General features: G+C 66.3%; 27 protein-coding genes. 5 read left to right on the forward strand and 22 right to left on the reverse strand.

The window, feature by feature from the left end; genetic code table 11:
- The first annotated feature begins 120 nt into the window (after window positions 1-120).
- Window positions 121-1497 carry a sporulation protein gene (locus ACFVJQ_RS38745; RefSeq protein WP_385790451.1) on the forward strand — a complete coding sequence of 459 codons (1377 nt, stop codon included), beginning with the start codon at window positions 121-123 and terminating at the stop codon, window positions 1495-1497.
- 3 nt (window positions 1498-1500) lie between these two features.
- Here the strand turns inward: ACFVJQ_RS38745 and ACFVJQ_RS38750 are convergent, their stop codons facing one another.
- The 13 genes from ACFVJQ_RS38750 to ACFVJQ_RS38810 all read right to left on the reverse strand — a co-directional run bounded on the left by ACFVJQ_RS38750 (window position 1501) and on the right by ACFVJQ_RS38810 (window position 15042).
- Window positions 1501-2415, reverse strand: coding sequence for a phosphotransferase enzyme family protein (locus ACFVJQ_RS38750; RefSeq protein WP_385790453.1), 915 nt, complete (start codon window positions 2413-2415; stop codon window positions 1501-1503).
- A gap of 136 nt (window positions 2416-2551) precedes the next feature.
- Window positions 2552-5647, reverse strand: a complete 3096-nt coding sequence (locus ACFVJQ_RS38755; RefSeq protein WP_385790455.1) for an NACHT domain-containing protein — start codon at window positions 5645-5647, stop codon at window positions 2552-2554.
- A gap of 228 nt (window positions 5648-5875) precedes the next feature.
- Window positions 5876-6223 carry a trypco2 family protein gene (locus ACFVJQ_RS38760; RefSeq protein WP_385790457.1) on the reverse strand — a complete coding sequence of 116 codons (348 nt, stop codon included), beginning with the start codon at window positions 6221-6223 and terminating at the stop codon, window positions 5876-5878.
- Between the two features lie 730 nt (window positions 6224-6953).
- Entirely contained in the window at window positions 6954-8252 is a 1299-nt protein-coding gene (locus tag ACFVJQ_RS38765) for a dicarboxylate/amino acid:cation symporter (protein ID WP_385790458.1), read from the reverse strand.
- Window positions 8253-8318: 66 nt separating this feature from the next.
- A complete protein-coding gene (locus ACFVJQ_RS38770) occupies window positions 8319-8420 on the reverse strand; it encodes a putative leader peptide (protein ID WP_346656957.1) in 102 nt (33 codons plus the stop codon).
- A 140-nt stretch (window positions 8421-8560) separates the two neighbouring features.
- Window positions 8561-8860 (reverse strand): DUF4229 domain-containing protein, encoded by a 300-nt coding sequence (locus ACFVJQ_RS38775; protein ID WP_385512546.1) that lies wholly within the window; start codon window positions 8858-8860, stop codon window positions 8561-8563.
- A 91-nt stretch (window positions 8861-8951) separates the two neighbouring features.
- Window positions 8952-9476 carry a GNAT family N-acetyltransferase gene (locus tag ACFVJQ_RS38780; protein WP_385790460.1) on the reverse strand — a complete coding sequence of 175 codons (525 nt, stop codon included), beginning with the start codon at window positions 9474-9476 and terminating at the stop codon, window positions 8952-8954.
- Between the two features lie 16 nt (window positions 9477-9492).
- Window positions 9493-10152 carry a UdgX family uracil-DNA binding protein gene (locus tag ACFVJQ_RS38785; protein WP_385790462.1) on the reverse strand — a complete coding sequence of 220 codons (660 nt, stop codon included), beginning with the start codon at window positions 10150-10152 and terminating at the stop codon, window positions 9493-9495.
- A 58-nt stretch (window positions 10153-10210) separates the two neighbouring features.
- Entirely contained in the window at window positions 10211-11374 is a 1164-nt protein-coding gene (gene mqnE / locus ACFVJQ_RS38790; protein ID WP_385512549.1) for an aminofutalosine synthase MqnE, read from the reverse strand.
- Window positions 11375-11413: 39 nt separating this feature from the next.
- Window positions 11414-11869, reverse strand: coding sequence for an Lrp/AsnC family transcriptional regulator (locus ACFVJQ_RS38795; RefSeq protein ID WP_129799414.1), 456 nt, complete (start codon window positions 11867-11869; stop codon window positions 11414-11416).
- A gap of 54 nt (window positions 11870-11923) precedes the next feature.
- Window positions 11924-12574, reverse strand: a complete 651-nt coding sequence (locus tag ACFVJQ_RS38800; protein ID WP_385790465.1) for a UbiX family flavin prenyltransferase — start codon at window positions 12572-12574, stop codon at window positions 11924-11926.
- A gap of 111 nt (window positions 12575-12685) precedes the next feature.
- On the reverse strand, window positions 12686-13588 hold the full coding sequence (gene mqnP, locus ACFVJQ_RS38805) for a menaquinone biosynthesis prenyltransferase MqnP (protein ID WP_385790467.1): 903 nt from the start codon (window positions 13586-13588) through the stop codon (window positions 12686-12688).
- The gene (locus tag ACFVJQ_RS38810; protein WP_385512552.1) at window positions 13585-15042 is read right to left on the reverse strand and encodes a menaquinone biosynthesis decarboxylase; all 1458 of its coding nucleotides are present in this window, start codon (window positions 15040-15042) and stop codon (window positions 13585-13587) included. Before ACFVJQ_RS38810 ends, mqnP begins: the two co-directional genes overlap by 4 nt.
- A gap of 89 nt (window positions 15043-15131) precedes the next feature.
- On the opposite strand from ACFVJQ_RS38810, the gene ACFVJQ_RS38815 reads away from it, so the two are divergent.
- The gene (locus ACFVJQ_RS38815) at window positions 15132-15479 is read left to right on the forward strand and encodes a PLD nuclease N-terminal domain-containing protein (protein WP_385512553.1); all 348 of its coding nucleotides are present in this window, start codon (window positions 15132-15134) and stop codon (window positions 15477-15479) included.
- A gap of 9 nt (window positions 15480-15488) precedes the next feature.
- On the opposite strand, the gene ACFVJQ_RS38820 is transcribed toward ACFVJQ_RS38815, so the two are convergent.
- Both ACFVJQ_RS38820 and ACFVJQ_RS38825 read right to left on the reverse strand, forming a co-directional pair.
- On the reverse strand, window positions 15489-15971 hold the full coding sequence (locus ACFVJQ_RS38820) for a hypothetical protein (RefSeq protein WP_385790469.1): 483 nt from the start codon (window positions 15969-15971) through the stop codon (window positions 15489-15491).
- Window positions 15972-16105: 134 nt separating this feature from the next.
- On the reverse strand, window positions 16106-17911 hold the full coding sequence (locus tag ACFVJQ_RS38825; protein ID WP_385790471.1) for a protein kinase: 1806 nt from the start codon (window positions 17909-17911) through the stop codon (window positions 16106-16108).
- Between the two features lie 170 nt (window positions 17912-18081).
- On the opposite strand from ACFVJQ_RS38825, the gene ACFVJQ_RS38830 reads away from it, so the two are divergent.
- Window positions 18082-18681, forward strand: a complete 600-nt coding sequence (locus ACFVJQ_RS38830) for a TetR/AcrR family transcriptional regulator (protein WP_385512556.1) — start codon at window positions 18082-18084, stop codon at window positions 18679-18681.
- Here ACFVJQ_RS38830 and ACFVJQ_RS38835 read toward each other — a convergent pair.
- Complete coding sequence (locus ACFVJQ_RS38835) at window positions 18662-18775, reverse strand: DUF397 domain-containing protein (protein WP_385790502.1); 114 nt, start codon at window positions 18773-18775, stop codon at window positions 18662-18664. The two genes, ACFVJQ_RS38830 and ACFVJQ_RS38835, sit on opposite strands and share 20 nt — an antisense overlap.
- Window positions 18723-19682: a Scr1 family TA system antitoxin-like transcriptional regulator gene (locus ACFVJQ_RS38840; RefSeq protein ID WP_385790474.1), complete on the reverse strand. Its 960-nt coding sequence runs from the start codon at window positions 19680-19682 to the stop codon at window positions 18723-18725. The genes ACFVJQ_RS38835 and ACFVJQ_RS38840 overlap by 53 nt, the downstream gene beginning before the upstream one ends.
- Before the next feature lie 111 nt (window positions 19683-19793).
- Here ACFVJQ_RS38840 and ACFVJQ_RS38845 point away from each other — a divergent pair, with 111 nt between their 5' ends.
- Window positions 19794-20399 carry a hypothetical protein gene (locus ACFVJQ_RS38845; RefSeq protein ID WP_385512558.1) on the forward strand — a complete coding sequence of 202 codons (606 nt, stop codon included), beginning with the start codon at window positions 19794-19796 and terminating at the stop codon, window positions 20397-20399.
- Window positions 20400-20474: 75 nt separating this feature from the next.
- Complete coding sequence (locus ACFVJQ_RS38850; protein WP_385266370.1) at window positions 20475-20924, forward strand: nucleoside deaminase; 450 nt, start codon at window positions 20475-20477, stop codon at window positions 20922-20924.
- A 12-nt stretch (window positions 20925-20936) separates the two neighbouring features.
- Here the strand turns inward: ACFVJQ_RS38850 and ACFVJQ_RS38855 are convergent, their stop codons facing one another.
- The 5 genes from ACFVJQ_RS38855 to ACFVJQ_RS38875 form a co-directional block, all read right to left on the reverse strand.
- Complete coding sequence (locus ACFVJQ_RS38855) at window positions 20937-21344, reverse strand: SRPBCC domain-containing protein (RefSeq protein WP_385790476.1); 408 nt, start codon at window positions 21342-21344, stop codon at window positions 20937-20939.
- A 38-nt stretch (window positions 21345-21382) separates the two neighbouring features.
- Window positions 21383-22315 carry a CU044_5270 family protein gene (locus ACFVJQ_RS38860; RefSeq protein WP_385512560.1) on the reverse strand — a complete coding sequence of 311 codons (933 nt, stop codon included), beginning with the start codon at window positions 22313-22315 and terminating at the stop codon, window positions 21383-21385.
- A complete protein-coding gene (locus ACFVJQ_RS38865; protein WP_385790478.1) occupies window positions 22312-22917 on the reverse strand; it encodes an RNA polymerase sigma factor in 606 nt (201 codons plus the stop codon). The genes ACFVJQ_RS38860 and ACFVJQ_RS38865 overlap by 4 nt, the downstream gene beginning before the upstream one ends.
- A 78-nt stretch (window positions 22918-22995) precedes the next feature.
- Entirely contained in the window at window positions 22996-24108 is a 1113-nt protein-coding gene (ccsB, locus tag ACFVJQ_RS38870) for a c-type cytochrome biogenesis protein CcsB (RefSeq protein ID WP_385512562.1), read from the reverse strand.
- A complete protein-coding gene (locus tag ACFVJQ_RS38875) occupies window positions 24105-25820 on the reverse strand; it encodes a cytochrome c biogenesis protein ResB (protein WP_385790481.1) in 1716 nt (571 codons plus the stop codon). The genes ccsB and ACFVJQ_RS38875 overlap by 4 nt, the downstream gene beginning before the upstream one ends.
- Window position 25821 lies beyond the last annotated feature (1 nt).

Raw genomic sequence — 25821 nt, forward strand, 5'->3', positions numbered from 1 at the left:
TCGCCAGGGGGTTCACGTGAACACCGGCAAATGCGAAGGGGGTTCATCAATGAACCCCCCAGAGCGGGACTGCTGTGACACGATGAACACTCGCCGTAATTCTCGGGTTGGCAGGGGAGCATGAGCCGAGAAACGAACGCCCAGTTGATCGCGGTCATGGACGAGGCGAAGGTCTCCAACAAAGGGCTGGCAAAGCGGATGAAGGACGCTGCCGCCCAGCGAGGGATCAGTCTCGGGACGACACACATCGCCGTGCAGCGTTGGCGAGACGGCGCCGGCATCAAACCGGAGACGGCAGCGATCATGGCCGACGTCCTGAGCGCCAAGCTGGGCCGTCGCATCACGCCAGGTGATCTTGGTTTCTTCGACCACACCCGACCAGCCGCCCCGGAGCCGATCGGTTACCCGAGCACCGTCCCCGAGGCCCTGTCCATGCTGGACAGCCTTGCTCAGGAGCGTGCCGACGAGCCCGCCACAGACCAACTGATCATCGCGGACACCGACCTCAGCTCTGCCGTCCTGTCATGGATGATCTCCCGGCCCGACGGCGTCCAGGCCGACAAGCCCGCACACCAACGGGTCGGCATGCGTGACGTACGCGCGATCAGGGATGCCGCCTCGATGTTCATGCAGCTCGACTTCAGGTACGGCGGCGGCCACGGTCACAAGGCATTACGCCATTACTTCCGCCACGAGGTTCTTCCCCTGCTGAACGCGAGCTACAGCGAGAAGGTGGGCACGGCACTGTTCGGGGCCGCCGCCGAGGTCTCCCAGTTGCTCGCATGGACCGCGTACGACGTCGGCAACCACCGGCTTGCCCACCGCTACCTCACGTCCACACTGCGGCTGTCCCAGGTCATCGATGACCGCATGTTCGGATCACGCATCCTGGGCAACCTGAGCCACCAGGCCAACTACTTGGGCAACCACACCCAAGCCATCCAGCTTGCCCGCGCAGCCGTCGAGGGCGCCAAGGGCCGAGCCACCCCACGAGCCATGGCGAACTACTGGGCCATGGAAGCCCGCGCACTCTCCAACGCTGGCGACCGGACCGGGGCAGCCGAGGCGATGAACCAAGCAGAGCGGCACTTCGAACGCGCTGATAGCGCCGACGACCCGGCATGGCTCGGCTACTTCGATGACGCCGAACTCCTGGGCGAGTTCTGCCACTGCTTCCGTGACCTGAAGATGCGGCGGGAAGCCGTCGAGCACGCACAGCGCGCTGTGGACAGCACCGACCCGCAGTACGCCCGCACCTTGGGCTTCTGCCGCATGGTGCTCGCCCAGAGCCAGCTACTGAACGGCGAACTGGAAGCCGCCGTCACCACCGCGAGCCTTGCCGTGGACGGCGGTGACTCCCTCCAATCCTCCCGCTTCCAGCGCTACGTCACCGACTTCCAGGCCGAGGTCAGCGCACACGCCACACACCCCACCGTCGTCACCTTGAACGAGCAGGTGCGCGAAGCACTCGCCCGCCTGGACGATGAAGACGAGTAGCAGCTACCAGGGACGCCAGTCACGCGGCGCATCGTCGTTACGCAAGCCAGCGATGCGCCGGCGGTACTCGGCCGCCGTCTTCTCGCTCTCCTGCACGTTCTGCATGAGCCACGTCGTCATGCCAAACTCCTGGAGCCGCCGGAGCGTGTCATAGCCGGGCCACTCGTACAGGTCCCGCCCGTACGCCCGCACGAAGTCCGCATACTGCTCATCGGTCTGCCACCCAAGGCTGTGATGTTCGACCGCCGTGACCATCAGATCCCACTCCGGGTGGTCGAAGCAGAAGGCCTCGAAGTCGATCAGGATCACCTCGCCCCGATCGTTCACCATGAGGTTCTGCACGTGGGCATCACCGTGCACTGGCCCCTTAGGAGTCTCGAACGTCAACTCCTCAAACTGGCCGCGCAGCTCCTGCCACCGCTTACGGAGGAAAACCCGGTCGTCTTCTGGGATCGATGCCTTACTGATCCGCAGCTCTTGCTTGTCGAAGGGATCAAACTTCGGCAGCTCAAGGTCCGCAGGCACCGTCATAGAGTGCAGGTCCCTCAGGATGCCGCCTAGTTCGCCGTACGTAGCCTTACGGTCGCCCTCCACAATTAGACGCCAGAAGGTCACCGGGTGGCCGTCGATCAGGAGGGGCTGTTCGCGGCCGTCAACGAGTCGGGACGCCGGGAACCCCTCTGCGGCAAGCCACCTGGCAACAGCAACCTCGACACGAGCCTTCGGCAACCACGGCTCGCCGCGAGCCACCCGGACAATCACCGGTTCCGTGGCCAGCAGAAACAGAGCGTTTTCGCCCAGGCGGATCAGCTCAGCGCCTCTGTCGTCGAGTCCCGCAGCCCGGCACGCAGCACCCATCACCTGTGTTGCCCTCGCCGACGTGAACCCCTCTTGCGATCGAGCAGCGTCAACCGCCATGCCCGTACCAGCTCCCCTAGTCGCGCGATCAACGAGCACACGCCTGCGGGTGACCAACCCAACGCGCGCCGGACACAACCGTACCCAGGCCTCAAGGGGTTGAAGACCGGTCGGCATCAATCAAAGCAGCGTCTCCTCAAGACGGCGTTCCCGATATTCTGAGCATCCCAGATATACCATCATGCACATTTAGTCGTTCACGAAAACCGCGAAGTTGAATTCTCAGCCCATTCCTGAACTGTACGTCACGGAGGTCCACCACGCCGTCACCACTTATATTACTCAAGGTCAATTTACGCAACCCCGGGAAGGTTTCTAGAATTGGGGCCACGGATACTCTCTGAGGACAGCGGAGATCAAGCACTTGCAACCGAGGGAACGTGAGACTTCCCAAGCCTTCCACAGCGTGGAGATGAACTTCCAATTCCTCCAGAGACTCCAGAGGGCGGAGATGTGCAACTTCCGCCGCATCCCAAGGCCCCATTAGGCGAACTTTCTGCAAATTGACCCAGCGCTCTATGCCGCACAAGGAGATTCTCTGATCCATCCCTGCACCGAACCATAGTGCTTCAACTTGTTCTAGAGCCGGAGCCTGTCGAAAATCTGACCACGGAAGCTTTGTGTTGATATTGAGCGAGCGCAGATGCGCGAGGTCCGGCAGTACAGACACATCTATCTCGTCTCGCGCATGCACAAGATTTAGAAATCTCAACTGGGTTTCAGCAAGTGCAGACAGGCTCTCTACGTTAGTACACCCGCGCAGCCACAGCGAATGGAGGTTCGGGTATTCTCGCAGAAAATCCAGGCCATACAATGAAGTGTTTTCATGGAATATAAGTTCACGCACGTCAATGGAACGAGTTTTCTCCAGAATGAAGTCTTCATCCCAATCTCCGACGCACCGCAAGTTGCACACACCAGAGAGGTGCCTAAGACAGTCGAACTGTTGGTGATTCTCAAGGGTTAGTTGGACATCACTCAACGACATCGAGGACAAGATCTGGATGGCGAATTCCTCGATAGGGAATTCATTCCAAACTTCCACGACATTTCGCCGGACATGCATACTTGGATGCGTCGCGAATTGCTTAATCAGCGCTAGCGCATTACTCCCGCGGATTTCTCCAGCAGTTGTGACGACTGCTGCAGCGCTAACAGAATCTAAGCCATCAGGGCCCGGCAGCATGTCCAAGACTGTCGGACCAAGTCGTCCGAGCTGGACGGCGTCGCGATAACTTCGCGGCGGGACTAGAGAAGCGATTTTCTCCCAAACACTCGCTCGCACCGAATCATCAAGGAAGATCGCACTGTTAGCGCAGATCGCCGCCAGGATGAAAGCGTCTCGCCGGCTCCTTGCCCTTGCGAACCTTTCTCCCACCCTTAGGAGGTCCTGCACGAGGCGTCGACTATCCGGTCGGTTGCAATGGCCAACCGCCATCTTAATGACATCTTGCCAAGCCTCATCGTCTGCATGCGAGACCAGCTCGTTCAGACTGTCATTCTCTACGAATTCTTTCGCTGCTAGGTAGTCTTGAAAGGTTCTGTGGATAAATTGCACGAAATCACTAGACATTTCCTGCAGCAGTCCGGTCCGGTTGAGTAGATGAGCGAAAACCGTTTCCGCTGTTCCCTGGCTGCGGACCTGGGGCATTCCCTGAAGCCCTGTCGATATCTGTTTAAGGGCTTGCTCTGGTGAGAGTTGAGAGCGATTGTTTCTCACGAGCCAAATGGCGATGCGCTGAAGTAGCTGCTGATGTTCTTCAAAGCTCAGAGTTATACCTTCGGGGGCTGTGATGCTGCGCCGGGAATCGCGCTCACCAAGGAGCATCGTCAGTGCTGCGCGATACAGCTCCCATCGCGTTTGAGGCAAGACGCCACGACGTCGACGGTGAAGGGCGCAAATGACAGCACAGAGGAGTGGTACGCGGGCGAGGTCACGCAACGCCTCGTTGCGGAATAATTCTCGTAGCAGCTCATTCTTCAGCTCTTCTACTCGTGCGTTCTTCGCTGCACGTTCCTCTGGATCAGTATGGGAGTGCTGCTCGAGGCACGCCGCAGCATGCCATGACGTGACGAACTCCCGAATCTCGGCGTCTCGCATAGGGAGCAGGCGTGTTTCCCGGAACCCTTCGGACTGCAGCCAATCTCGTTCTACAGCGAGCGGCCTAACCGTGGCTATACAGCGGGAGTTCGGATACATGCGCAGCAAGTCCGACAACCATCTTCGCGCGCCCTCCCTTTTGTCTTGGGTTACCTCGTCAAGGCCGTCTACCAATAGCACAGCCCGTCCGGCGTCAAGCACGCGGCCGGCCCATCCTGACGGTGCCTCATCCAAGGGGAGACGTGTAACACGGGGCAACTCGGCAGGAGTTGGGAAATCCTGGTCCGCCAGATTGCGCATTGGAATCACAAATGGAACTAGTCCATTCAGAGCAGCCAAGCTGCCCGTTAGAGTCCCACATGCAGCGTGCGACGCTAGCCACCAAACCAAAGTTGTCTTCCCCGCGCCCGCTTCACCTCTTACCACAATCTTCGGATACACGGCCAAGAGTTCGTCTATGACGCGCCGCTCGGTTGTAGCTGGGACGGTGCGAGCTTCCCCTACTTCCAACCGTCCCGGCTCTACAATCTCAGCCTCAAGGCTGAGGTATGCCGTATCAAGATCCCAATTGCTATCGTTGCCGGGAATTTCATCGAGGCCAAATATCTCAGTTCGCCGATAACGAGCCCTGATCGCCTTAGCATATTGTTTCTCGTAATTGCAGTCGTCAGGGTGCGAGCTGGTCAATTCCTCCAAGCTCGGAACTGACTTCCAGAGCAAGGATAGGTCAGTTACAAGCTCTTCATCGCCGAGTATTCGGTCAATTGGCACAACTTCGATTCTGCCGTGCTGTCGGTTCGCGGGATCTCTCGCCACTATCCCAATAAGAACGGATCCGACAAATAGTGGAGCCCCTGACAAGCCAGCCCACGGCGAACCGCCTGCCACTTCCGAAGGAGGAGTGTGGTCGATATCAAGAACATACATTCTGCGCAGGAGACCAGCAGCAGCCTTAACGGTGCCCGTAACTTGCTCGCATTCCAAATGGTTGCCGTCGTAGCGTTGCACCGCTGGAAAACCGAGTATTTGACATTCTCTTAGCGGAGACCGAGTAGCAAGGCGTCCCCAGCGCAGGACGGGAAGGGTTTCTGCTAGCGCAGTGTCGATCAGATCGTGGTCGGAGCGCAGCAAGGCCGCGTCGCACCCTGACTCAGTGCCCACCCAGATGACGTCGCAGTTGGTTGGCTTTTCCGCGTAGGGTGATATTGCCTTCACCGCGTGGGCATTTCCAATCACATGCCCGCTAGTAAGAACGAGTTTTGGCGTCAGTAGGACTCCACTGCCCTGACGTTCTGCGACAATCGCGACGATACGATCTTCATGGCTGGCCACATCGATCCCGGACCGCTACGCGTTGTTCTAGGAGTTCGCGGGAGCAGGAGCACCAAAACCCGTAGTGTCACCCTGTTCATCGTTGGCGATTAGCCAGCCGCTCCCATCGGAAGCCTTCTTCGCCGCCAAAGTGAACGAGATTTTGTGCGTCTGCGCAGCGGAGGCAGTAGAGCCAGCGTCCATGGAGACCACCCATGCCTTGATTCCACCTTTCATCGTGGAATCCTCGCGGAACTCCACGGCGAACTCCATGTGGATATCGCCGACTTCAAAAACAAGCTGTTCGTCTTGTCCAGCGCGAGCTGCAGCTACAAGATCGTCACGTACGGCCTGCACAGCGCGAACAAGATCAAACCCACCGAAGTCCGTCTGCACGTGCTCCACCCCTGAGTTAGATGCGATCGGAAGGAATGGTACGCCGCTCGCGAACTGAATGTGTTGAAAGCACAATGATTGAACTGGTTGAAAATGAATTTCACAGCCGGGTGATCGCGGCGCAGCGCCGGTCGCCACCACACACCTCCGAGCGCCGAGCCTGAAAGTGGCTGGCTCCAGGCAGCCGCGCACCAGCCTGGAGCTCTCAGACCCACTCCACTTCGGAAACGATGTTCGGGGCACTTCCAAGGCCCGGCAGTGGCGTCCGAAGGGGCGGCCGTGGCGCCGGCGGGCGAGAGAGCGAAGCGCTCGCAGCAACCAACGCCGCAGTCACCTGCTCCTCGCTCACCCCCGCCAACGCCTCAACCATCCGATCGAGTGCCTCGCCCACCTCAGTGCGCGTGTCCGCTGGGAGCAGGCACACCGTTCTTGACCGTCAGAGGCAGCAACTTCTTGCCGGTCGGGCCGATTTGTATGGCCGTGTCCATCTGCGGCCACACGCCGCAGTTGATGCGACGCGTGCGCTATTCCTCGGTCGGGGCAGGGGCGATGCCCATCGGGCACGAGGCTCCCCAGTTCGTCTCGAACGGGGTACTTAACTTGACCCCCGTCCCATCGGTAGACCGCGTAGGTCACCAGTCCACAACGCGCACAAGAAGACGCCCCGCACAGAGTGTCAGCGCGGGGCGTCATACGGCTGAACTAGCCGACCATAGTCGTCAGTCCGCGATCAGGCGGCGGCAGCCATCGCCTGAGGTTCGTCCGCGTCGGCAGGGGCCGTAGAGACGCTGTTGTACTTGTCGCGGTCAAGGATCTTCTCCCGCGACGCCACAATCAACGGGCATACAACTTGTCCGGCAACGTTGGTAGCGGTCCGCATCATGTCCAGGATCGGGTCGATGGCCAGGAGCAGGCCGACGCCTTCCATGGGTAGGCCCAGGGTGGACAGGGTGAGGGTCAGCATCACCGTGGCGCCGGTCAGGCCCGCCGTGGCGGCGGAGCCGACCACCGAGACGAACGCGATCAGCAGGTAGTCGCCGACGCCCAGCTGGATGCCGAAGATCTGCGCGACGAAGATCGCGGCGATCGCCGGGTAGATGGCGGCGCAGCCGTCCATCTTGGTCGTGGCACCGAACGGCACGGCGAAGGACGCGTACTCCTTGGGGACGCCGAGGCGTTCGGTGACCTTCTGGGTCAGCGGCATCGTGCCCACCGACGACCGGGAGACGAAGGCCAGCTGGATGGCCGGCCAGGCGCCCTTGAAGAACTGCAGCGGACTGACCTTGGCGACGGTCGCCAGCAGCACCGGGTAGATCACGAACAGCACGATCGCGCAGCCGACGTAGATGTCGGCGGTGAAGGTGGCGTACTGGCCGATCAGGTCCCAGCCGTAGGTGGCGATGGCGTTGCCGATGAGGCCGACGGTGCCGAGCGGGGCGAGGCGGATGACCCACCACAGGGCCTTCTGGAGGAGTTCGAGGACGGACTCGCTCAGGGTGAGGATCGGCTGGGCCTTCTCGCCGAGCTGGAGGGCGGCGATACCGGCGACGGCGGCCATGAAGACGATCTGCAGCACGTTCAGCTCGGTGAACGGGGTGATCACATCGGTCGGCACGATGCCGGTCAGGAAGTCGATCCAGGAGCCGGTGGTCTCGGGCTTCGCGCCGTCCTGCGGGGTGAGGCCGGTGCCGGCACCTGGGTTGGTGACCAGGCCGATGATGATGCCGACGGCCACCGCGATCAGCGACGTGATCATGAACCAGAGGAGGGTGCGCGAGGCCAGGCGGGCCGCGTTGTTCACCTTCCGCAGGTTGGTGATCGACACGAGGATCGCGAAGAAGACGAGCGGGGCGACGGCGAGCTTCAGCAGCCCGATGAAGGTGTCGCCGACCTTCTCGAGGGTGGTGACGAGCCAGGACAGGTCCTGGCTCCTGGCTATCCAGCCGAGCAGGACGCCGAGGACGAGACCGGCGATTATCTGGGCCCAGAAGGGCAGCTTGAAGGACTTCGTGTTCGCGGACACGGACATGCTCCGTTGGGGATGCGCAGGGGCTGACGTGAGGTGACTGGCGTAAGGCGCGAGGGTCGCAGGACGTCAGAGGCGACAGGTCGCGGACGCGCACCGGCAGAGGTCCACGTGCAGACGCACCACGAGCGGGACGCTTCGGGGCGTGGCGGACACAGCTGCGGACTTCACCTGTAGACCGTAACACCTGAGCTTTGGGAACCTCAAAGCCTGGCTTTGAGAGGCGGGAGACGACTATGACCCGAGCAACGCAAAGTGCCCCGGTTTCCGGGGGTCCGGAAACCGGGGCACTTACAGGCGTGTGATGGACCTTACGACGTCTGCCCCTGCGCCCGGGCCGAGTCGTCGGCGGCGTCCTCCTGGCTGCGGTTGGCCTCCAGGTTGGCCTTCACCCGGTCCACCTTCTGCACGATCCGGACGGAGGCCCGGTCCCGCTCCTTGCGCAGCACCACGAAGCTGATCGGTGCGGAGAGGACGAGGGCGAGCAGCAGGACCCAGACGCCGTTGGAGGCGCCCAGTCCACGCGGGGCGAGGCCGGTGTAGACGAGGCCCCAGACGACCACGAAGCAGCCTGCGAAGATTCCGAGGCGCATCAGTGTGTAGCGGAGCATCTCAATCCACTCTTCCGTTCCCGAACGTCACCAAAGGGCACCCTCCAGTGAAGCACGCCACTGCGCCGATCTTGGAAGGGGGTACGCGCGGTCAGCCCAGAGGCAGCAGCATGGTGACGTCGTCCCGGTCGTCTCCCGGCTCCACCCGGATCGCGCCGGGCACGCGGCCGACCTCCTTGTAGCCGCAGGAGCCGTAGAACCGCTCCAGACCCAGCCCGCCCCGGCAGGTGAGCCGTATCGCCTCGATCCCGTCGAACGTACGGGCCGCGTCCGCGGCGGCGGCCAGCAGGTCGCGGCCGTAGCCCTTGCCCTGGTGGCGCGGGTGCACCATCACCGTGTACAGCCACAGCCAGTGCGTCATGAGCCGGTGCGTGTTGAAGGTGAGGAACGCGGTCGCGGCCACCCGTCCGTCCTCGTCGTGCCCGACGAGCAGCCGGGCCCGGCCCTCACTGAGGGCGACCAGCTGCTTCACCAGCTCCGGCCGGATCGCCTCCCGCGTCACCGGGGGGACGAAGCCGACGGCTCCGCCCGCGTTGGACACGTCGGTCCACAGGTTGAGGATGCCGTCGTGGAGGGCGGGGTCGACGGCGGGGTCGAGTGTGAAAGTAAGGGACACCACGCCATCGTAGCTATTACGACAGCGCTCGCGCCGCCACTTTCAGATCGGCGACCAGCCCCTCGTACGCGGCTTTCCGGTCCTTGTCGTCCTGTGCCCGCAGCACCGACGACGGATGCACCGTCGCCACCAGCTTCTCCGGCCGGCCGTGGATCTCGCGCTCCAGCAGCGTCCCTCGTACCTCCCCGACCCGGAACGACGAGCCCAGCAGCGCCTTCCCCGCGGTCGCGCCCAGGATCACGATCAGCTCGGGCTCCACGACGGCCAGCTCGGCGGCCAGCCAGGGGCCGCACGCGGTCGTCTCCCGGAGGGTCGGCGTCTTGTGGATACGGCGCTTGCGGGGCTCGGCCTGGGTGAACTTGAAGTGCTTGACGGCGTTGGTCACGTAGGCCTCGGAGGGGTCTATGCCGGCCTCTTCCAGCGCGCGGTCCAGGAGGCGGCCGGCGGGGCCGACGAACGGTTTGCCCTGGCGGTCCTCCTGGTCGCCGGGTTGCTCGCCGACGAGCATGACGCGGGCGTCCTTGTTGCCGGCGCCGAACACGGTTTGGGTGGCGTTCCGGTGCAGGGGGCAGCCACGGCATTCGGCGGCGGCGCGGCGCAGGGCCGCGAGGCCGCCGCGGTCGGGGACGAAGGGGGCGGCTGTGTAGGCGTCCTCGGGGGCCTTTGTGCTCACCATGGTGGCCGGGTACCCCTTGTTCGGGGTCAGGCTTCTCCGCTCACCCTTGTTTCCGAGCTCACACCCGCATCGGCTGCGGCGACTCCCGGCGCGCCGGGTCGGCGCCCTCGTACTCCCGGATGATCTCGTACCGCGTGTTCCGCTCGACCGGCCGGAAGCCCGCGTCGCGGATCAGGTCCAGCAGGTCGTCGCGGGTCAGCTTGTTCGGGGTGCCGTAGTTGTCGGCATCGTGGGTGATCTTGTACTCGACGACTGAACCGTCCATGTCGTCGGCGCCGTGCAGGAGCGCGAGCTGGGCGGTCTGCAGGCCGTGCATGACCCAGAAGACCTTGACGTGGGGAACGTTGTCGAACAGCAGCCGGGAGACGGCGAAGGTCTTCAGGGCCTCGGCGGGGGTCGCCATCGCGGTCCTGGCCTGCAGCCGGTTGCGTACCTTCCCGTCCTTCATGTCGACGAAGTCGTGCTGGTAGCGCAGCGGGATGAAGACCTGGAAGCCGCCGGTCTCGTCCTGGAGCTCACGCAGCCGCAGCACGTGGTCGACGCGGTGGCGGGGCTCCTCGATGTGGCCGTACAGCATGGTGCAGGGGGTCTTGAGCCCCTTCTCGTGCGCCAGCCGGTGGATACGGGACCAGTCCTCCCAGTGGGTCCGGTGATCCACGATGTGCTGCCGGACCTCCCAGTCGAAGATCTCGGCACCGCCGCCGGTGAGGGACTCCAGGCCGGCGTCGATCAGCTCGTCCAGGATCTCGGAGGCGCTGAGCCCCGAGATGGTCTCGAAGTGGTGGATCTCCGTGGCCGTGAAGGCCTTCAGGGAGACGTTCGGCAGGGCGGCCTTCAGCTCGCGCAGGGAGCGCGGGTAGTACCGCCATGGCAGGTTGGGGTGCAGGCCGTTGACGATGTGCAGCTCCGTGAGGTTCTCGCCCTCCATCGCCTTGGCGAGCTTGACGGCCTCCTCGATGCGCATCGTGTACGCGTCCTTCTCGCCCGGCTTGCGCTGGAAGGAGCAGTAGGCGCAGGACGCGGTGCACACGTTCGTCATGTTGAGGTGCCGGTTGACGTTGAAGTGCACGACGTCGCCGTTCTTCCGCGTCCGCACCTCGTGGGCGAGTCCGCCGAGCCAGGCGAGGTCGTCCGACTCGTACAGCGCGATGCCGTCCTCGCGGGTCAGGCGGACGCCCGCCCTCACCTTCTCCTCCAGCTCGCGCTTGAGCCCGACGTCCATGCGTTCGCCCTTTCTACGACAGCTCGCCCAACGTTACGCCTAGACCTCCTCCGGCAGCTCACCCACCCGGTTCTCCCACTTGGTGGAGAGCACGATGGTGGTACGGGTCCTGGACACGCCCTTGGTCCCGCTCAGCCGCCGGATGATCCTCTCCAGCCCGTCGACGTCCGTCGCACGCACCTTGAGCATGAACGAGTCGTCGCCGGCGATGAACCAGCAGTCCTCGATCTCCGGCAGGTCCTTCAGCCGGCGTGCCACGTCCTCGTGGTCGGCGGCGTCGGAGAGCGAGATACCGATCAGGGCGGTGACGCCGAGACCGAGCGAGGCGGCGTTCACGGTGGCGCGGTAGCCGGTGATGACACCGGCCGCCTCCAGCCGGTTGATGCGGTCGGTGACGCTGGGGCCCGACAGGCCGACGAGGCGCCCCAGCTCCGCGTAGGAGGCCCGGCCGTTCTCCCTCAGGGCCTGGATGAGCTGCCTGTCCACGGCGTCCATGCGATCGAAGCCTTCCGCTGAAGAGTCTGACGAGTTCCTGGAGTTGATCAGGCGTTAGGTGGTGCGGGACCCGCCGCCCAGTTCGCCCTTCCAGCGGCGGTAGAGCGTGTGCGGGACGCCCGCCGCGTCGAGGACACGTCCGGCGACGAAGTCGACGAGGTCCTGGATGTGGGTGGCGCCCGCGTAGAAGGCAGGCGAGGCCGGCACCACGGTGGCGCCCGCGTCGTCCAGGGCGACGAGGTGCCGCAGGGTCTGCCCGTTCAACGGTGTCTCCCGTACGGCGACGACGAGGGCCCGGCGCTCCTTGAGCGTCACGCTCGCCGCCCGCTGGAGGAGGTCCTTGGACAGCCCGAGCGCGACACCGGCGACGCAGGCCGTGGAGGCGGGGACGATGAGCATGCCCTTCGTGGGGTACGACCCCGAGGACGGCCCGGCGGCCAGGTCCCCGGCAGTCCAGTGCCGTACGCCCGAGATGTCCACGGCGAAGGCGTCCGGTTTCCCGTCGGCCCCTCGCGCGAGCCATTCCCGCAGGTCGTCCTGCCAGTGCGCGTCCCGGAAGGACAGGCCGGTCTCGTCGAGCAGCGTGAGCCGAGAGGCCCTGCTGATGACCAGATCGACGCTCTCCCCCGCAGCCAGCAGCGCCCGCAGCACGGCGGCGGCATAGGGCGTACCGGACGCCCCGGACACCCCCACGATCCAAGGCACGCGCTGCGTTTCTCCTGCGTTCACACCTTGAGCGTACCGGTGGGCGGAAAGGTCTTCAGGACCGGTGGGGTGCCCCTGGGGTCCTGCGCTCGATGGTGGGCCGAACGCTGTTCACACGGTCAGACCCCGGACCAGGAGATCCAGCAGCGCGCACCCGAACAGGGCAATGCCGATGAACCCGTTGACGCTGAAGAACGCACGGTTCAGGCGGGACAGGTCGTACGGGCGGACGATCGTGTGCTCGTACAGGAACGCGCCGGCGACGATCAGCAGACCCAGCCAGAAGAACGTGCCGGCGTCGGTCACCACGGCGTACCAGACGAACAGCGCCGTCGTCACGGCGTGGCAGACCCGGGCTCCCCAGATCGCCGCCGGGATCCCGAAGCGGGCCGGGACCGACATGACGCCGATCTCGCGGTCGGTCTCGACGTCCTGGCAGGCGTAGATCAGGTCGAAGCCGCCGATCCAGATGCCGACGGCGAGGCCGAGGATCACCGCCTCCCAGGACCACTCGCCGGTGATGGCCAGCCAGCCGCCGACCGGGCCCATGGCCTGGGCGAGACCGAGGATGGCCTGGGGGAAGTTCGTGAACCGTTTGCCGTACGGGTAGACCACCATCGGGATCACCGCGACGGGGGCCAGGGCCAGGCAGAGGGGGTTGAGCAGGGCCGCCGCGCCGAGGAAGACCACCAGGGCGATGAGGGCGCCGGTCCAGGCGTGCCGTACCGACATCGCGCCCGTCACCAGCTCGCGGTGGGCCGTTCGCGGGTTCCGCGCGTCGATCTCGCGGTCGATGATCCGGTTGACGGCCATCGCGAAGGTGCGCAGGCCCACCATCGCGAGCGTGACGAGGAACAGCCGTCCCCAGTGGATGTTCAGGTCCCACTCGTACATCGCGGTGAGAGCGGCGATGTAGGCGAAGGGCAGCGCGAAGACGGAGTGCTCGATCATCACCAGGCGCAGGAACGCCTTCGTGCGCCCCGGCTGGGGAAGCGCCGCGGAAGCCGAACTCACAGTCCGTACTCCTTCCAGCGGCGGTCGACCTTCGCCGCCGTATCGGGGTCGGACAGCACCATGTCCGGCCAGCCGCCGTCGCGCGTGTAGCCCTCCTCGGGCCACTTCTTCGTCGCGTCGATGCCCGCCTTGCCGCCCCAGAACTGCTGGTAGGAGGCGTGGTCGAGATGGTCGACGGGGCCTTCGACGACCGTGAGGTCGCGGGCGTAGTCCGTGTTGCCGAGGGCCCGCCAGGCGACCTCGTGCAGATCGTGGACGTCACAGTCGGCGTCGACGACCACGATCAGTTTGGTCAGGGACATCATGTGCGCACCCCAGACCGCGTGCATCACCTTCTGCGCGTGCTTGGGGTACTTCTTGTCGATCGACACGATCGCGCAGTTGTGGAAACCGCCTGCCTCGGGCAGGTGGTAGTCCACGATGTCCGGGATGATGATCTTCAGCAGGGGGAGGAAGAAACGCTCGGTCGCACGGCCGAGAGGTCCGTCCTCCGTCGGGGGGCGGCCTACGACGATGGACTGCAGGAGGGGCCGCTTCCGCATCGTCACACAGTCGATCTTCAGCGCCGGGAACGGCTCCTGCGGCGTGTAGAAGCCGGTGTGGTCGCCGAACGGGCCCTCGGGCAGCATCTCACCGGGCTCCAGCCAGCCCTCGATGACGACCTCCGCCTGCGCCGGCACCTGGAGCGGCACGGTCTTGCAGTCGACCATCTCGATCCGCTTGCCCGCGATGAACCCGGCGAACAGGTACTCGTCGATGTCGCCGGGGAGGGGGGCGGTGGAGGCGTAGGTGACGGCGGGCGGGCAGCCGAAGGCGATCGCGACCGGCAGCCGCTCCCCTCGCCCGGCCGCGACCTGGTAGTGGTTCCGGCTGTCCTTGTGGATCTGCCAGTGCATACCGATGGTGCGCTTGTCGTGGCGCTGGAGGCGGTACAGGCCGAGGTTGCGGACCCCGGTCTCCGGGTGCTTGGTGTGGGTCAGCCCCAGGTTGAAGAAGGAGCCGCCGTCCTGCGGCCAGGTGAAGAGGGCGGGCAGCGCGTCGAGGTCGACGTCGTCGCCGCGCAGCACCACTTCCTGGACGGGCGCGTTGTCGGACTTGACCTTCTTCGGCGGTACGTGGGTCATCGCGCCGAGCTTGCCGAAAGCCTCGCGCACACCGACGAACCCGTGCGGCAGCTCCGGCTTCAGCAGCCCGCCGATCTTGTCGCTGATCTCGCCGTACGACTTCAGGCCCAGGGCCTTCAGCAGCCGGCGGTCGGTCCCGAAGACGTTCATGGCGAGGGGCATCGACGACCCCTTCACCTTCTCGAAGAGCAGCGCGGGACCGCCCGCCTTCTGCACCCGGTCGACGATCTCCCCGATCTCCAGATACGGGTCGACCTCCACCTTGATGCGCTTCAGGTCCCCCTCGCGCTCCAGTGCCCTGAGCAGGGAGCGAAGATCGTCGTATGCCATGGGGCCAAGTATCCCCGAGGGGCTACCCTGGCCCCGTCACGGGGGCCGTGCGCGCGGCTCCCGACCACCGTTCCACAAGGGGAGTGCTGATGCTCCGGATCCTGATGTTCGTGGTGCCGCTGGCACTGAGCGTGTATGCGTTCATCGACTGCATCAGCACCGACGAGAAGGACATCCGGCACATGCCCAAGCCGCTGTGGGCGATCCTCGTGCTGCTGTTCCCGCTCGTCGGATCGATCTCCTGGCTGATCGCGGGCAAGAAGCGGCACCCGGCCGGACCGGGCCGCCCCGGCGGCTGGGCGGCCGGCGGACGCCGGCAGCAGTGGGTCGCGCCGGACGACAACCCGGAGTTCCTGAAGTCCCTTTCCGAGGAGGACCGGGAGGACCGGGAAGGCCGGGAGGACCGGGACAAGAAGAAGGACGGCGACGACAGCTGAGGCTGCGTGTCAGTACTGCGCGTACGAGCCGAGGCCGATCAGGCAGTACACGTACTCGTTGATGGTCGCGCCGTTGATGGTGTACCGGGAGGAGAAGGCGTACTCCGTCCTGGGATTGCTGTTGCAACGGCTCATGTCCGAGGTGAAGGGGATCGTCTCGATCACCTGGTAGTGGGCGTCGGATGCCGAGCAGGAGACCTCGTCCGCGTCGCTGACCTCCTGTGCGGTGGTGGAGGTGGGCAGCGTTCCGTTGAGGCAGGTGCCGGACTCGTACGGGTCGGGGGCCTCGGTCTCGGTGTCGTACGGGTCGTCGGTGTAGGGGTCTTCGGTGTACGGGTCTTCCGTGTACGGCTCGTCGGTGTACTCGTCCTCGGTTGGCTCGTCCTCCGTGTACGGGTCTTCGGTGCTGGGGTCGTAGGGCGCGGAGCTGCTCTCGTAGGCGGAGGAGTCGGTGGTGTTGTCGCCGGCGGCGCATCCGCTGGTCAGCGTCACGAGTAACACGGTCGCTGCGGCGGCTCCCAACGCCCCCAGCCATTGGGAGCCGCGCGACCGAGTGGGGGTGGAGGGGAGGTTGGGCGAAGACGACACTGGCAGCTCCAAGTCGTGAGGACGATGCAGGGACGGGGCTACAACTTCGTCCAGCGCTGCGAGACCTTCCCCGACTCGCAGGTCGCGGCGCTGGGCCAGCCGGCGGACTCGTCGAGGCACAGGCTGTTGTACGTGCTCTGCAGGGTGCCGCCGGAGCCGGTGCGCCAGGACTGCTGGGCGCTGCCGTCGCATGTGCCCGTGCTGGTGACGTTGCCGACACTGGCGGTCAGGCACTGACCGCTGTACTCGTTGACCAGCTGGTAGGTGCCGCCAGACCCGTTCCTGTACGCCCACGACATCGCCGGGCTGTCCGAGCAGCCTCCGAACCTCACCCCGTAGGTGCCCTGACTCCCGTCCAGGCAACGGCCGTTGTAGGCGTTCCTGAGCTGGAAGTAGCCGGTGGGGGCTGCTGCGCCCGCGCCCGAGCCGGTGGCGCCGTCGGTGTCCCGGCCGGAGGTGCCCGAGCCTGCGGAACCGTCGTTTCCGCCCGAGCCACTGCCTGCGGCCGCACCGCCGGAGTCGTCCTGAACGCCTTCCCTTCGGGCTCCGCTGTCCGTGGCCTGCGACGGGGCCGGGGGCGGGGAGTTCGATGGCCTTGCTGTGTTCGAGGGGCTCGGGTCCGAGGAGGGCGACGAGGACGGCGTGGGGGTGAGGGAGGCCGAGACGGAGGCGGACGGCTTGGCGCGGGCCTTGTCCGGTGGCGGGGAGGTGTTCGGCAGAAGCTGGATGGCGAGGGTCGTGCCGGTGACGACGACCACGACGGGGACGACGGCGAAAAAGACGCGGGTCGGGCGACGGTCGGGCCTCTCCGGGCGCTCTGGGGACTCTGAGGGCTCTGGGCGCTCCGGGCGGGACGAGGACGGCTTCGGTTCGGCCTCCGGGTCCGGAACGGTGTCCGGAACACTCTCCGGAATCGTGGGAATCGCCGGAGTCGTCTCGGAGAACGCGGCCCGCTCGGCCAGCCGCTCGGTGACGGCCTCCGGCCACAGCGGTTCGGTGAACGGCCCGTGCCGTTCAGCGAGTTCGACGAGTTCAGCCGCCGTGGGGCGGCCCTCGGGATCCTTGTCGAGACACGCCTCCACGGTCTCGACGAGGTCCGGGCACCGGTCCCGCAGCGGCCCGAGGTCCGGCTCCTCGTGCACGATCCGGTACAGCACGCCGTGCCCCGACTCGTCACCGAAGGGCGGACGGCCGCACGCCGCGTACGCCAGCACCGAGCCGAGGGCGAACACGTCGACGGCCGGAGTCAACCGGCCTCCCCCCGAGGCCTGTTCAGGAGACATGTAGGCGGGCGTGCCCACGACCATGCCGGTCCGGGTGAGCTGGCTCTGCTCGGCCGCGCGCGCAACACCGAAGTCGATGAGGGTGAGGCCGTCGAGCGTCAGCATGACGTTGGACGGCTTGACGTCCCGGTGCACCATCTCCAGAGCGTGCACCGCCGCCAGCCCCGCGGCCGCCTCCCGCAACAGCAGCCACAGCGCCTCGGCGGGCAGGGGTCCCCCGTGCACCTCGACGGCCTCACGCAGGGTGAGCCCCGGGACGTATGCGGTGGCGAACCACGGTGGCCGTGCGGTGCGGTCGCTGGCGAGCAGCGGCGCGGTGGCGCGCTCGGGCAGCCGCGAGAGGTTGTCCAGCTCGTGCCCGAAGCGGCGCAGGAAGGCCGGGTCCTCGCCGACGACGGAGGGCAGCAGCTGCTTGACGGCGACGTACCGCCCCTCGTACACGCCGAGAAACACCCGCCCCATGCCGCCGGATCCGAGCCGTCCGACCAGCGGGATCGGCCCGATCCGCCGCGGATCGTCGTCCTCCAGCGGCTCGGCCCCGCTGCCGTTGAGGTTCAACACGCGCCAACGCCCCCCGATGTCCCCGTTCAGTGGCACCCGAACCCACGTCCACCCCTCCCCCAACAGGCGGACGCAAGTCCGGGCACGGGCACAAGTGTGGGGCAAAGGGCAGCAGAGATGGAGGGTTTTTCTAGAAAATCACTCTAGAAACCTGCCGTACACTTTCCTTCATGAGCCCCAAGCAGCACCGCGGCGAGGTCACCACCGACCTTCTCCTGGACACCGCGCTGCGCGTGTACGCCGAGTCGGGTGAGCAGGGCCTGACGGTCAGCGCCGTCACCAAGGCCAGCGGGGTCAGCCTGGGCAGCCTCTACCACCACTTCGGCAGCATCGACGGTCTCGTCAACGCCCTGCTGATGCGCTGGCTGGAACGGCTGCTGGGCGAGATGGTCACCGCCGTGAAACGTTCCCGCAGCGCCCGGACCGGTGTCCGCGCCATCGTGAAGGCCTACCTGGGCTTCATCCAGGAGCACCCGGAAGCGGGCATGCTGCTGCACTCCTCCCGCGCCGACCGCCTCGGAATGACGCAGGCCAGACAACTCCGCGACGCCCAGGAGGCCCGACTGTCGCCGCTGTCGGACTGGATCGGCCTGTACGTCGAGAAGGGCGAGATCGCGCCGCTGCCGCCGGCACTGATCGAGAGCCTCGTCCTCGGCCCCGTCATCGGCACCGCCCGCCGCTGGCTGGCCGTCGGCGACGTCGACCTCGACGAGGCGGCGCGTGTCCTGCCGGAACGGATCTGGCGGTCGATCAGCGCAGAGCCGCGGTGAACGCGGACCACGCCTCGCGGCGGACGACGAGGACGGGGCCGTCAGGGTTTTTGCTGTCGCGGATGGGGACGACGGCGGGGATAGTGGGGGCTATTTCTATGCAGTTGCCGGCGTCGTGGTCGCTGAAGCTGCTCTTGATCCAAGTCGCCGTGCTCAGCTCGTACTTGTCCATGATCCCCGTACCCCTCCATCACGTCACGGATCAGGGCAGCAGACTCGTCGGCTGACGGAATGTCGGCCCTGAGCACATCATAGGTCCGGCTCTGACGCTCGTAGACGGCCGGATCGCTGTTGAAGTGGCCAAGGCTCAGCGACTCCGAGTAGACCCAGCGCTCCCCGTCGGGCAACGTCATCAGCGACATGGATGTCGTAGGGCGAACGATTCCCGCGTGAGCGAACGGGGCTACCTGGATACGGACGTTGGGGCGTCGACCCACACTCAGCAGGTGCGCACACTGGTCCCGCATGACGGCTGGTCCCCCCACGACGTGACGCAGGCAGCTCTCGTCCAGCACCGCTACGTACAGCGGACCGCCCTCGGAGAGAAAGCGTTGCTGGCGACTCAGTCGAGCCCGGACCCGCTCGTCCAGTTCACTACCGCCCGCCGTCAGGGACAGCAGTGCACGGACGTAGTCCGGTGTCTGCAGCAGCCCAGGAACGACCTTCTCTTGATACTCCCGAAGAGCCACCACCCTCGCGTCCATCTCAGCCCTGCGCTGGAACCAGTTCGGATGTTGGACCTCGGGATACCAGTCGATCTTCCCCCACAGTCTCATCAACGCCCCAGCGGTCCCCAGCACTTCATCGCACTTCTTCGCGAACGCGTCCTGCGGAACCCGCGTCCCCGCCTCCACCCGCGCCACGAGCGAGCGGTCGCAGGGGATCTGGCTCGCGAGCGCCTCCTGCGTGAGAAACGCGGCCTCGCGGAAGTGCCGTAGTAACTCGCCGAACAGCGCGGCGTTGCTGACTCCTGCCGTTGAGTCGGCGTTGCGTTGGGTCACAGGTTCCCCCTCCGTGACAGTGCCGCGTGGCACGCGTGATGCATTGATGCGGACGGTTCCCCTGGGCGACGCTCGATACACCCAGCGTAATGAAGCATGCTCGGAGTGGACATGGTTGAGCAGTTCGAGACAGGGACGTTCGTCTACGACCCCCGGTCGGACAGGGTCGGCGAGTACCGCGGCAAGGCGGGCCCGTACGCGATGCTGCGCCCCGTCGGCGGCGGCCGGGAGTGGCAGGCGGACCCGGCGCGCATCCGCACGGCGACTCCGGAGGAACGGCTGAGCGCGAATGTGCGGGCGGCCAACCACCGTTCAGGGAACGGCGTTTCGGAGGCACGTCCGCCGGTGCCGGTGCCTGGGTGTGGGTCATGCGCGGAGTTGGCGGCGTTGCGGGAGGATGCGCGGGCCCGGTCGGACGGGAGCTTGGAGACGGACGCGGACGTACTGCTGCGCCGACATCAGGCGCAGGCACATCCGGAGGGCGTCCGGCGCCGAGTGTTCCGCTATGTGCCGTACTCGATGTTCCAGGACTCGTCTGCGGAGCCGGAGTACGAGGCGTGGTGTGTCTCGGGTGAGGAGGCCGACTGCGGGGCGAGGTCGGGTCCGCGCCTCGACCCGGCAGAGGTGGAGGAGTGGCAACGCAGGCACACCCAGGAAACTCACCACACCCGATACCGCCGTAGCTTCGTGGACTACGCGGTGCTGGAACGCCAGTGACACCACCGCCGTTGAGGCAGTGACCGTCGGCTCGGACACGTTGCCCCGGTGCTTGCGCGCCAGCAGAGTGGGCGTATGGATCAGGCACAGTCCCGCGCGTGGCTCGCCACCGCCGTCGCCGAGGCCCGCGCCGGACTGGCGGAGGGCGGCATCCCGATCGGCGCCGCGCTGTACGGCTCCGACGGCACCCTGCTCGGCCGCGGCCGCAACCGGCGCGTCCAGGACGACGACCCCTCGATGCACGCGGAGACGGCCGCGTTCCGCAACGCCGGGCGGCAGCGCTCCTACCGCGGTACGACGATGGTGACGACGCTCTCGCCGTGCTGGTACTGCTCCGGCCTGGTCCGGCAGTTCGGGATCTCGCGGGTGGTGATCGGCGAGGCCGTCACCTTTCACGGCGGGCACGACTGGCTGGCGGAGCACGGCGTGGAGATCGTGCTCGTCGACGATCCCGAGTGCGTGGCGATGATGCGCGCCTTCATCGCCACGCACTCGGCTCTGTGGAACGAGGACATCGGTGAGTGAGCCGTAGGCCTGCTACGGGGCGCCGGCCTCCAGGAATGCGATCAGGCGTTCGAAGCGGGCGCGCCAGCGTGGCTCCGACTCCTGCTCGCCCTCGAACTCGTGGGTGAACCGCAGGGCGCTGCCCTCCTCCCCGTCGCGCTCCAGGTGGAAGCGGATCCGGCCGCCGTGCTCCACCGTGTACTCGGCGACCCGGTCCACGTCCCAGGCGGTCACGTGTCCGGAGCCGACGTCACGCAGGGTGACCGCGCCGCCGAGGCGGGGTTCGAGCACGTCGGCCGGAGTGAACCAGGCCGCGAGCCCGTCCCCCGTGGTCAGCGCGGGCCAGACCTGTTCCATGGGCCGCGGAAGCCGCACCAGGAAGTGCAGGATGTGCGTGTTCCCGTGGGTCTGGCTGATGCCCTGCTCGATGGAACCGGTCATGGCACCAGCGTGACTCCTGCAGAGGACTCGTGCACGCGTTAGGGGCGCTCGCCGACCTTGTCGACGAAGGCACGCTCCAGGACCGCACTGGTGCCCTGCACCGAGCCGGCCTTGATCATGCCGTCGCAGACCTGGCCGGGATTGGTCGGCGAGTCCTTGAGGACCACGTCCCGGCTGCCGAGCAGGATCAGGGTCTTCCTGTCGAAGATCAGCTCTTGGCGCGAGGACCCATCGTTGACGAACCCGACGGCGGTGCCGTGCCGGCCGACGGCGTCCACGGAGTCCTTCACCAGGACGACCCCGGGGATCTTCGCGACTGCCCGGTAGAGCGCCGCGCTGACCTTCGGCGGCAGTACGGTCTCGCCCACCGTCTCAACGGCGAGGTCGAAGGCCAGGTCCGCGGCACTGCGGCCTTCACCCTCCTTGTTCTTGTACAGCCAGGCGAGCATCTTGTCGGGGTCGGTGGGCAGGTTCTCCAGCTTGCGGTAGTTCCGGTTGGACTCCGCGTCGGGCTCGATCGGCAGGGGGTCGCCGATCCCCGTGTCGCTCACCCTTCCCTCGCTCTTGCCGTCGACGGACTTCCAGACCTCCCGGGTTTGCAGCGGGCCGGCCGTCGCGGGCTTGCAGGTTTGCTCGGAGATACCCCACGCGACCTTGGACTTGACGTAGGTGAACTGGTCGTCGCGCACCTTCGGCGCCTTCTGATGCTCGGCGACGAGGGCCGCGTCCTCCAGGAGCCGAGCAACGCCCGGCGAGGGCGTGGCCGCGGGCGGGACGAAGATGTCCTCGTCGGACGGCACGACGGTGATCGTCACGGCGGCAATGGCGGCGACGGCGGCAAAAACGAGCGCGGGGCGCAGCAGCCCGCGCCTTGCCGGTGTTTCTTCGGTGCGCCGGATCTCGGTCATCAGATGCTCCTTGAGGAGTCGGTGACGGCCCGGCGGAAGGTCGCGTTCGGGAAGCTGGTTCATCGGTTTCCCTCCCTGATGGGCCTGACCGCGGTGGTGCGGTCACCTCTCATCTGTCCGTGCGGGTGAGGCGGTTCCATGTGTTTCGCGAGTTTTGTCCGCGCGCGGGAGAGCCGTGATCGTACGGTGCCGACGGGCACGCCGAGTGCTTCGGCGGCAGCGGCGTAGTCGAGCCCCGACCACACGCACAGCGCCAGCACCTCGCGCTCGGCGCGCCACAGCTTGGCCAGGGCGGTGCGTACGAGGGCCAGTTGGGCCGTGTCATCGAGCCGCCCGGCGACCTCGTCGGCGAAGTCCCGTACCGTCTCGTCGCGCGGCAGCCGGGCGACGGCGGCGGCATGTCTTCGGGCGGCGCGGCGGGAGTTGCGGGTGACGTTGGTGGCGATGCCGAGCAGCCAGGGATGCAGCGAGCCGCCCTCCTCGTCCAGCCTGTCGCGCAGCCGCCAGGCGTCCAGGAAGGTCAGCGAGACGACGTCCTCGGCGGTCGTCCACTCTCCGGTGAGCCGGAAGGCGTGGTTGTAGACGGAGCGTGCGTACGCGTCGAAGAGAGCACCGAAGGCGTCGTGGTCCCCCGCGCGGATGCGTTTCCGCAGATTCGTATCCACGCCCCTCTACCTGTCCGTACGACGAAGGCCGGTTCCCGTGACCTGGGTCACAGGAACCGGCCTTCACGGTACGGGAGTTCAGAAGCCGGCGGACTGGAGCACACCCAGGCCGACGTCGGCGTACGAGTGCTTGCCGGAGACGAAGAGGTTCACGCCGTAGTAGTTGAACAGCCAGCAGCCGAAGGCGATGAGGGCCAGGTAGGCGGCCTTGCGTCCCTTCCAGCCGGCCGTGGCGCGGGCATGCAGGTAGCAGGCGTAGGCGACCCAGGTGATGAACGACCAGGTCTCCTTGGGGTCCCAGCCCCAGTAGCGGCCCCACGCGTCGCCGGCCCAGATGGCGCCCGCGATGATCGTGAACGTCCACAGGGGGAAGACTGCGGCGTTGACGCGGTAGGAGAACTTGTCGAGGGAGGCCGCGGCGGGCATCCGCTCCAGCACGGAGGTCGCGAAGCGGCCGGGCTGGCCGCCGCTCGCGAGCTTGTTCTCGTAGGAGTCGCGGAAGAGGTAGAGCAGCGTGGAGACCGCGCCCACGTAGAAGACCGCGCCGCACAGGATGGCCGTGGAGACGTGGATGTACAGCCAGTACGAGTGGAGGGCGGGAACCAACTGGTCGCTGGCGGTGTACAAGACAGTGACGGCCAGGCCGAGATCGAGGAGGACCGTGGTGACCAGGGGAAGGCCGAGCCAGCGGACGTTCTTCTTCAGCGCGAGCAGTGCGAGGTACACACCGACGGCGGTGGTGGAGAAGGTGATGTTGAACTCGTACATGTTGCCCCACGGCGCCCGCTGCACCGAGAGCGCCCGGCAGAGCACACCGGCGAACGCGATGAGGAAAGCGAGCACGGTGAGGGACACGGCGATACGCCCGTAGAGGTCGCCCTTCTCGTCCCCGCCGTGCGCGCCGGGTCCGTCCGGTACGTCGCGGCTGCCGGCCGCGGCCCGGACGACGACCTTGGGCCGCTCCAGTACGGCGGTCCCGCCGGCCTTGCGCACGGTCACGGCCGGGGCGTCGGCCGTGGTGCCGGTCTTGGCGGTGAGCGCGGCGGCGGTGCGGCCGACCTTGCTGCGGCTGCCGAAGAGCCATTCGGCGATGTAGGCGAAGAAGGCCAGGGTGTAGATGGCCATCGCGGAGTAGATCAGCGTGTTGCTGAGGTTCGCGAGGTTCTCATTGGTCGCGGCGGCGAGAGTCACTTCTCAGCCCCTTCGGCAGGAACAGCGGGGTCGGTTGGATCGGGGTCGTGATCGGGATCGGGTACGCCCGGTGCCTTCTCGTACAGGAGCCCGGCGAGTTCGCCCAGTTCCTCCGGTACCTTTGCGGACTCGCTGCGGCCGAGGCCGGCCATCTCCACCACGGTGACACCGTCGGCGCCCCGCACCGCCCGCACCCACACGCGGCGGCGCTGGATGAACAGGGAGGCGGCGAGGCCGAGGATCGCGGCGATCGCTCCGGCGAGCGCCCAGCCGCTGCCGGGCTGCCGGGCGATCTGGAAGCCGGCCCACTCCTGGACGCCCTCGAAGGTGACGGAGCCGGCGCCGTTCGGGAGCGTCATGGTCTCGCCGACCTTCAGCCGCTTCTTGAACAGCTCGCCCTTGGAGTCCTTGAACTCCTTCAGGTGGCTCTTGTCCAGCTGGTACACGCTCTGCGGGATGCCCGAGTCGACGCCCAGGTCGCCGTGGTACGCCGACAGCGCGAGCCGTGGGTTCAGCACCGCCGGGAACTGGGACAGCATCGTGCCGTGGCCCTCGCCGGCGAAGGTCGGCACGAAGAAGGCGTTGAAGCCGAGCTGTTCCTTCTCGCCCTCGGCGTTGCGGTAGCCGTCCATGACCTTGATCGCACCGGAAGAGGTGACGTTTTCGTCGAGCGGCAGCAGAGCGACGGCTTCCTTGTTCATCACGACGTTGCCGCGGGCGTCCCGGACGGTGACGATGGGCGCGTAGCCGTGGCTGACGAGGTAGACCTTCGAGGTGCCGATCTCCAGCGGCTCGTTGACCTTGATGGTGGCCTGCTGCTCCTTGCCGTAGGCGCCGACGCTGTAGGTGACGTTCGCCTGGTAGGTGCGCGGGGTGCCGCGGTTGGGGCCGGAGACCTCGTAGGTGCCCTCGAAGTCCTGCAGGTTGAAACTGAACGCGTCCAGGTCGTCCTGGGTGAAGAGGCTGCCGGACTTGAAGTCGTCGTACTGGGTGAGGGTGTTGGCGAAGCCGTCGCCCTCGAGGATCAGCTTGTTGCCCTCGGACTTGAACAGCTGGCCCCAGCCGAAGGCGATCAGCATCACGATCAGCGCGATGTGGAAGGCGAGGTTGCCGGCCTCGCGCAGATAGCCCTTCTCGGCGGCGACCGCGTCACCGGCGACGTGGGCACGGAACCAGCGCTTCTTCAGCAGGGCCAGCGCGGCCTCGCGGACCTGCTCGGGCTCGGCCTCGCTGCGCCAGGTCGTGTATGCCAGGAGCCGGGTGAGGCGCTTGGGCGCAGCCGGCGGGCGGCCGCGCAGCTGGCCGACGAACTGCCAGGTGCGCGGGACGATACAGCCGATGAGGGAGATGAACAGCAGGATGTAGATCGCGGAGAACCACACCGAGCTGTAGACGTGGAAGAGGCCGAGCTTGTCGTAGATCGGTGCGAGGGTTTCGTGCCGGTCGCGGAAGTCGGCGACCGCGGTGGCGTCGCTACCGGTCTGCGGGATGAGCGAGCCGGGGATCGCAGCCATCGACAGCAGCAGGAGCAGCAGCAGCGCGACCCGCATGGAGGTGAGCTGCCGCCAGAACCAGCGGGCCCAGCCGATGACGCCGAGGGAGGGCAGGTTGGGCGCATCCTCGCGGGGCGTGGTGGACAGCTGGGAGCCGGCGGCGCCCAGGTCCTGGTCCTCGGCGGTGCCAGGGGCCTTGTCAGTCGTCGTCTTGCTCATC

Source organism: Streptomyces sp. NPDC127197 (assembly GCF_042672405.1).
Lineage (GTDB): Bacteria > Actinomycetota > Actinomycetes > Streptomycetales > Streptomycetaceae > Streptomyces > Streptomyces flavusporus.